Source organism: Sphingomonas taxi, assembly GCF_000764535.1.
GTDB classification, from domain to species: Bacteria; Pseudomonadota; Alphaproteobacteria; order Sphingomonadales; family Sphingomonadaceae; genus Sphingomonas; species Sphingomonas taxi.
Map to the genome: position 1 here is coordinate 1,842,966 of NZ_CP009571.1, position 7,035 is coordinate 1,850,000.

Annotated in this window: 4 protein-coding genes, 1 tRNA gene and 2 rRNA genes (1 of these 7 cut by a window edge); 4 read left to right on the forward strand and 3 right to left on the reverse strand. The window is 63.7% G+C overall.

The window, feature by feature from the left end; translation table 11 throughout:
• Positions 1 to 132 precede the first annotated feature (132 nt).
• The 4 genes from MC45_RS08285 to MC45_RS08300 all read left to right on the forward strand — a co-directional run bounded on the left by MC45_RS08285 (position 133) and on the right by MC45_RS08300 (position 5,205).
• Positions 133 to 615 (forward strand): DUF2231 domain-containing protein, encoded by a 483-nt coding sequence (locus tag MC45_RS08285; protein WP_052075580.1) that lies wholly within the window; start codon positions 133 to 135, stop codon positions 613 to 615.
• The gene (locus MC45_RS08290; RefSeq protein ID WP_052075581.1) at positions 612 to 1,952 is read left to right on the forward strand and encodes a PQQ-dependent sugar dehydrogenase; all 1,341 of its coding nucleotides are present in this window, start codon (positions 612 to 614) and stop codon (positions 1,950 to 1,952) included. Before MC45_RS08285 ends, MC45_RS08290 begins: the two co-directional genes overlap by 4 nt.
• Positions 1,953 to 2,112: 160 nt before the next feature.
• On the forward strand, positions 2,113 to 3,933 hold the full coding sequence (locus MC45_RS08295) for a DUF885 domain-containing protein (protein ID WP_038661735.1): 1,821 nt from the start codon (positions 2,113 to 2,115) through the stop codon (positions 3,931 to 3,933).
• A gap of 30 nt (positions 3,934 to 3,963) precedes the next feature.
• Positions 3,964 to 5,205, forward strand: a complete 1,242-nt coding sequence (locus tag MC45_RS08300; protein WP_218916708.1) for an epoxide hydrolase family protein — start codon at positions 3,964 to 3,966, stop codon at positions 5,203 to 5,205.
• 533 nt (positions 5,206 to 5,738) lie between these two features.
• Here the strand turns inward: MC45_RS08300 and MC45_RS08305 are convergent.
• The 3 genes from MC45_RS08305 to MC45_RS08315 all read right to left on the reverse strand — a co-directional run.
• Positions 5,739 to 5,815, reverse strand: a tRNA-Met gene (locus MC45_RS08305).
• Between the two features lie 122 nt (positions 5,816 to 5,937).
• Positions 5,938 to 6,052, reverse strand: a 5S ribosomal RNA gene (gene rrf, locus MC45_RS08310).
• Positions 6,053 to 6,230: 178 nt separating this feature from the next.
• Positions 6,231 to 7,035: ribosomal RNA gene (locus tag MC45_RS08315) — 23S ribosomal RNA — on the reverse strand; it runs 1,990 nt beyond the window's last position.

Here is a 7,035-nt window from a genome sequence, read left to right on the forward strand (position 1 = left end):
TGCGTCACCGGCAAATAATCCGCCCAGTCGCCCCCTGCCCCGCACAATCTTGATCGACGTTTATACGGCAGAATAGCTTGCCCATATCTTTGCTGGCCGGGAACGGATCGTCGTGCGTTGCGCTGTAGCCTGATGAGCGCCAATACACCGTCAGATCGCGCCACGCGCGACGAAGGCAATCCGCGATCGACGGCGAAGCTGTTCGGTCACCCCCTGCATCCCATGCTGGTGCCGTTCCCGATCGTCTGCTTCATCGGCGCGTTGATCACCGATCTCGCCTATCTCGGTTCGGCCAACGTCCAGTGGAGCAATTTCTCGATCTGGCTGATCACCGCCGGACTGGTGATGGGCGGCCTCGCCGCGCTGACCGGGATAATCGATTACGCCGGCGATCGCCGCGTCCGCGCCGCACGCCCGGCGACCCCGCATATGATCATCAATCTCAGCGTCTTCGTGATCGAAATCGTCAACGCCTTCGTCCACAGCCGCGACGGCTGGACCAGCGTGGTGCCGACCGGACTGACGCTGTCGGTGATCTCGGTGCTGTTGCTCGGCATCAGCGCCTGGCTCGGCGGCTCGCTCGTCTACAAGCATCGCGTCGGGGTCCGGTCGTGACCGCCGCCCGTACGATCCTCGCCGGCGCCGCCTCCGCGCTGGTGCTGGCGCTCGCCGGCTGTAACGACGGCGGCGCCAAGTTCGATCGCAACAGCCAGATCGGTCCCGATCCGGTCCTACCCGCCCCGCAGCAATATCTGGTACCGCCGATCCATGTCGCCGAAGTCGTCGGCTGGGGCGCGAACGAGACGCCCACCGCGCCCGCCGGCCTACGCGTGCAGGCATTGGCGCGCGATCTCAACCACCCGCGTAACATGCTCGCGCTGCCCAATGGCGACGTGCTCGTCGTCGAATCGCAGGGACCCAATCTCGATCCGATCACCCGTCCGAAAAACCCGATCGTATCCTGGGTGCAGAAGCGCGCTACCGGCCAGAGCGGCGCCAAGCCCAAGGGCGCGACCAACCAGATCACCCTGCTCCGCGATGCCGACGGTGACGGCGTCCCCGAATTGCGCACCGTCCTGCTCGGTCATCTCAACTCGCCGTTCGGCGTCGTCTTCGCCGACGGCTATCTGTACGTCGCGGCGACCGACGCGGTGCTGCGCTATCCCTATGCGCTCGGCCAGACGCGGATCACCGCGGCGCCGGTGCGCCTGACCGAATTGCCGGGCGGCCCGATCGACCATCATTGGACGAAGAGCCTGACGCTCAGCCCCGACGGCACGTTGCTGTACGCAACGGTGGGGTCGAACAGCAACATCACCGAAAACGGCATGGAGGCGGAGAAGAACCGCGCCGCGGTCTGGGAGATCGATCGTGCGACCGGCCGGTCGCGGGTGTTCGCATCCGGATTGCGCAATCCGAACAGCCCCAATTTCTATCCCGGTACCAACACCTTGTGGGTCGTCGCCAACGAGCGGGACGAACTGGGGCCGAACCTCGTCCCCGACTATCTGACCTCGGTGCGCGAGGGCGGCTTCTACGGCTGGCCGTATAGTTACTACGGCCAGCACGTCGATCCCCGCGTCATGCCGCAGCGCCCCGATCTCGTCGCGCGCGCGATCCCGCCCGATTATGCGTTGAGCAGCCATGTCGCCGCGCTCGGCCTCACCTTCTACACCGGCAGCAGCCTGCCCGCGAAATATCGCGGCGGCGCGTTGATCGGCGAGCACGGCAGTTGGGACCGCGACGAGCTTAACGGCTATAAGGTGATCTTCGTCCCGTTCACGAACGCCCGTCCCTCCGCCAAACCGCAGGACTTCCTGTCCGGCTTCCTGACCGCGGACGGCAGCAAGGTGCGCGGCCGCCCGGTCGGCGTGACCGTCGACCGCACTGGTGCCGTGCTCGTCGCCGACGACGCCGGCAATGTCGTGTGGCGGGTATCCGCTCCGCGCTGAACAGGTGACGCGCGGCCGGCCGACCCGATGCCAACCCGCATTGCCGCACTGACGGCATGGTGTCGCGTGGCTGTCGCATCCCGGATCCGCCCGATATAGCGGCATCGGCAATGCGCCCGGCAGTCTGGCCGAAGCCGTTGCGCCGAAAAGGAAAACAGGGATGATCGATCGCCGTCTGTTCTGTCTGGGCTCCGCCGCGACGCTGGCCTTGTCGCGCGGTGCCTCCGCTGCGGCGCCCGCAGCGGCCGGTCCCGCCGATGCGGCATTGACGCACCTGCTCGACGAATTCTACCAGACCGCGCTCGACGAAAGCCCGACGCTGGCGACGTCGCTCGGCGTCGATACCGGCACGCGGGCGGCAGCGAAGCGCCGGCTCGACGACGCGTCGCCGACCGCCCTCGCGCGGCGCAAGCGCCTGGTGACGGAGCAGCTCGGCCAGCTCCGCCGCATCGACCGCACGCAATTGAGCGCCCCGGCGGCGATCAACTACGATGCCGTCCTCTACGACACCGAAGCGACCGACGCCGCGGATCGCCGTTTCGCTTATGGCGGCACCGGTGCCGGCAGCCCTTATGTCCTGTCGCAATTGAGCGGCGCCTATTCGGGTACGCCCGACTTCCTCGACAGCCAGCATACGATCGCGACCGCGGCGGACTGCGAGGCCTATCTGTCCCGCCTCGACGCCTTCGCCGTCGTCATGGATCAGGAGATCGAGCGCGTCCGCCACGATGCCGGCCTCGGCGTCGTCCCGCCCGATTTCGCGATCGATGGTGCGCTGGCGCAGATGAAGGTGCTGCGCCAGCCCGCCGCATCCTCGACGCTCGTCACCTCGCTCGCGAGCCGCGCGCAGGCGAAGGGGATCGCCGGTGACTGGCAGGCCCGCGCCAGTGCGATCTACGACAAAAGCGTCGTCCCCGCGCTCGACCGGCAGATGGCGCTGCTCACGACGCTGCGCGCGAAGGCGGTGCACGATGCGGGGGTCTGGCGGCTGCCCGATGGCGACGCTTATTATGCCGCATCGCTGCGCGCCGCGACGACGAGCGATCTGTCGCCCGATGCGGTCCATCAGATGGGGCTCGACGTCACGCGGGAACTCAGCGCGCGCGCCGACACGCTGTTCGGCAAGCTCGGCATGACCAAGGGCACCGTCGCGGAGCGTTACGCCGGCCTCTTCAAGGACCCACGCTACCTCTATCCCAACACCGACGCCGGCAAGGCCAAGGAGATCGCCGACCTCAATACGCTGGTGCAGGCGATGCAACGGCGGCTGCCGGCCTATTTCGCGACGCTGCCCAGGACGCCGCTCGAGATCCGCCGCATCCCCGCGGCGACCGAGGCGGCTTCCTCGACCCATTATACGGAAGGAAGCCTCGACGGCACGCGCCCCGGCATCTACTGGCTCAACCTGCGCGACACGGCGGAGGCGCCGTTCTGGGACATGCCGACGACCACCTTCCACGAAGGCGTCCCCGGCCATCATCTCCAGCTCACGCTGCAGCGTGAATCGGCGCTGCCATTGTACCGCAAGATCCTGTTCTTCGGCGCCTATATCGAGGGTTGGGCGCTCTACGCCGAACAGCTCGCCGACGAGATGAACTTCTACAAGGACCAGCCGGCCTGGGAGCTCGGCTATATCCACGACGCGCTGCTCCGCTCCGGCCGGCTCGTCGTCGACACCGGCATCCACGCCAAGCGCTGGAGCCGCGAGAAAGCGATCGCGACGCTCAGCGGCATCGACGGCGACCCCATCTCGCTGTCGACGCAGGAGATCGAACGCTATGCGGTCTCCCCCGGCCAGGCGAGCAGCTATATGGTCGGCAAGGTCACCATCCTGCGTCTGCGCGAGAAGGCGAAGGCTGCCCTCGGCGCGGGCTTTTCGATCGGCCGCTTCCACGACGCCATCCTGCTCGCCGGGGCGCTGCCGCTCAAGGTGCTGGAAACGCGGGTCGATGCCTTCATCGCCAATGGCGGTCGCGCATAGGTCGAGGCGGACGACCGGCGTCGCGTCGCGATGCGCCGCGGCGTCGCCGGCTTCGTCGCGCGCGGCACCGAACACCCTAACGTCGTCGCTATTTGGGAGCCCATCATGCCCGTCGTTCCATTCACGATTGCCGTGCCTGAAGCCGAGCTCGAAGATCTGGCACAGCGGCTTCGCACGGTGCGCTGGCCCAGCTCGTTCGATGCCGACGGTTGGGACGACGGCGCAAGCTTGGCGTTCATGCGACGACTGGCCGATTACTGGCTGAACCAGTTCGATTGGCGGGCACAGGAAAGACGGCTCAACCAATTGCCGCAGTTCAAGACGACGATTGACGATCAAGAGATCCATTTCGTTCATCGGCGGGGCGTCGGGCCGGCGCCGTTACCGATCATCGTCACCCATGGCTGGCCGGGGTCGTTCGTCGAGATGGAACGCCTGATTTCTCTTCTGGCGGATCCCGGCGCGCATGGCGGCGATCCTGCGGACGCCTTCGACGTCGTCGTCCCTTCGCTGCCCGGTTACGGCTTCTCGCCTGCACCCACGCGACCGGGTGTGAGTTCGCGGGAGATCGCAATGCTATGGCAAAAGCTCATGCTTCGGCTTGGTTACGATCGGTTTGGGGCACAGGGCGGTGACATCGGCGCCGGCGTATCGACCTGGCTCGCCCGGCTGTTCCCGGACAGCGTGCACGGCATCCATCTCAACTTCGTCCCGGGCAGCTACCGTCCGCCCTTGGGCGGCGACGCGCCCCCCATCACACCCGAAGAGCAGGCGTATCTGGATCATGTCGCGTCATGGTCGGCGGACGAGGGCGCTTACGCCGCTCTGCATGGCACGAAGCCGCAGACTTTGGCCTTCTCCCTCACCGACTCCCCCATCGGGCTGGCCGCCTGGGTGACGGAGAAGTTCAGATCGTGGAGCGACTGCAACGGCGATCTCGAAAGCGTCATATCGCTCGACGACCTCCTCACCGACATTTGCCTCTACTGGTTCGGCAACGATCTCAACGGGTCGCTTCGTCTCTACAAGGAAAACCGGCGCCGCCCGCTGGTCTTTGCCCCGGCCGAGCGGATCCGTCCTCCGCTCGCCGTCGCGGTGTTTCCGCACGAAATCGCGATGCCCCCCCGCTCCTGGCTCGACCGCGTTTTTCATGTCCAGACCTACACCCCCCTCCCCACCGGCGGACATTTCGCCGCTTTGGAAAAACCCGAATTGTTAGCCGCTGATGTCCAGGCGTTCTTTCGATGTATAAGGCCGCCCATCATCGGCTGATAAATAGTTGAGCAGAACTGGACGCAACACCGTGTTGTATTCACTCGCATTACATTGCCCGCCGTTGCCGGTTATTTTGTACCGACCATCATCGAGTATAATTGCGGTCACGATTGATCGCTTCGATGGCAGATCGACGTTATTCTGATTAAACGCCGCGTATCGATGCCACCGAGATAAGTGATGCTGCTCTGCATCGCCGGGACCAGCATCTCGGACCCGATGTCACTGGGCACTGAACAATTGCAGCGATATCGCCATTGCTACCGATACGTTTCGGCTTGGCGTTGCCGGCCTTGATGAACGCCGACGCAGATGATCTGTGGCAATGCTGACCGCAGCACCGATTCCCGACAGTGAAACAGCGGCGATCACCTTCATCCCAACGAAGCGGGCTATCGTACGATGGGAGAAGCAGTCCCGCTGCGTCTGTTCGGCGCGAGCGTTGCACGAGCCCATCGGCGGAGATGACCACGGTGATGTGCCCGAAATGCAGAAAGCCCCGGCTTATCGGCCGGGGCTTTCGTGGAATTTGGTTGCGGGGACAGGATTTGAACCTGTGACCTTCAGGTTATGAGCCTGACGAGCTACCGGGCTGCTCCACCCCGCGACAGGGTTGTGACGCGAACGCCCCCGCTGTTTGGGCGGGGGTGTTGGCATCCGTCACCGGATGATGAATTGTGTATGGGTTCTTTGCCCTAAGCGTGTTGCTTCGTATCCGCCGGCTGCAATGCCTGGCGACGACCTACTCTTCCATCGCTTGAGCGATAGTACCATCGGCGCAGTCGGGTTTCACGGCCGAGTTCGGGATGGGATCGGGTGGGACACCGACGCTATAGCCACCAGGCAATGAAGCGGGCGGATGCGAAGCGGGCTTGGGGGTAACCCGTCGCAATTTGCATTGTGACGGGTTTTCAAAATCGATGCACCTTTGTGAAGGTATGTTCTGGCGTTCGACTTGTATCATCCACGCCGTCGCTGACGTTTCGCTGGTGACCCAGGATTGTCATTGATGGTGTGAGACTCTCAAGCGCGAATAGGACAATTAGTATCGGTTAGCTCCATGCGTTACCGCACTTCCACATCCGATCTATCAAGGTCGTGGTCTCCGACCGTCCTATGAAATCTTATCTTGAGGGAGGCTTCCCGCTTAGATGCTTTCAGCGGTTATCCCGTCCGTACATAGCTACCCTGCTGCGCCGTTGGCACGACGACAGGTACACCAGAGGTACGTTCAACCCGGTCCTCTCGTACTAGGGTCAACTCCTCTCAAATTTCGACGCCCACGGCAGATAGGGACCAAACTGTCTCGCGACGTTCTGAACCCAACTCACGTACCACTTTAATTGGCGAACAGCCAAACCCTTGGGACCTGCTCCAGCCCCAGGATGTGATGAGTCGACATCGAGGTGCCAAACAACCCCGTCGATATGAGCTCTTGGGGGTTATCAGCCTGTTATCCCCGGCGTACCTTTTATCCGTTGAGCGATGGCCCTTCCACGAGGGACCACCGGATCACTATGACCGACTTTCGTCTCTGCTCGACTTGTCAGTCTCGCAGTCAGGCGGGCTTATGCCATTGCACTCTAACAGCCGGTTTCCAACCGGCCTGAGCCCACCATCGCGCGCCTCCGTTACTCTTTAGGAGGCGACCGCCCCAGTCAAACTACCCGCCACAGAGGGTCCCTGTTCCGGCTTACGGAACGAGGTTAGACATCAGAAAACAACAGGGTGGTATTTCACCTATGGCTCCACGTCAGCTGGCGCCGACGCTTCAAAGCCTCCCACCTATGCTACACAGTTCTTTCCTAATGCCACTCTGAAGCTGCA

Bases quoted from the DNA above. Each gene is read 5' to 3' on its own strand.
- MC45_RS08300 (WP_218916708.1), top strand. From the start codon at position 3,964: ATGCGCCGCGGCGTCGCCGGCTTCGTCGCGCGCGGCACCGAACACCCT.
- MC45_RS08295 (WP_038661735.1), top strand. From the start codon at position 2,113: ATGATCGATCGCCGTCTGTTCTGTCTGGGCTCCGCCGCGACGCTGGCC.
- MC45_RS08285 (WP_052075580.1), top strand. From the start codon at position 133: ATGAGCGCCAATACACCGTCAGATCGCGCCACGCGCGACGAAGGCAAT.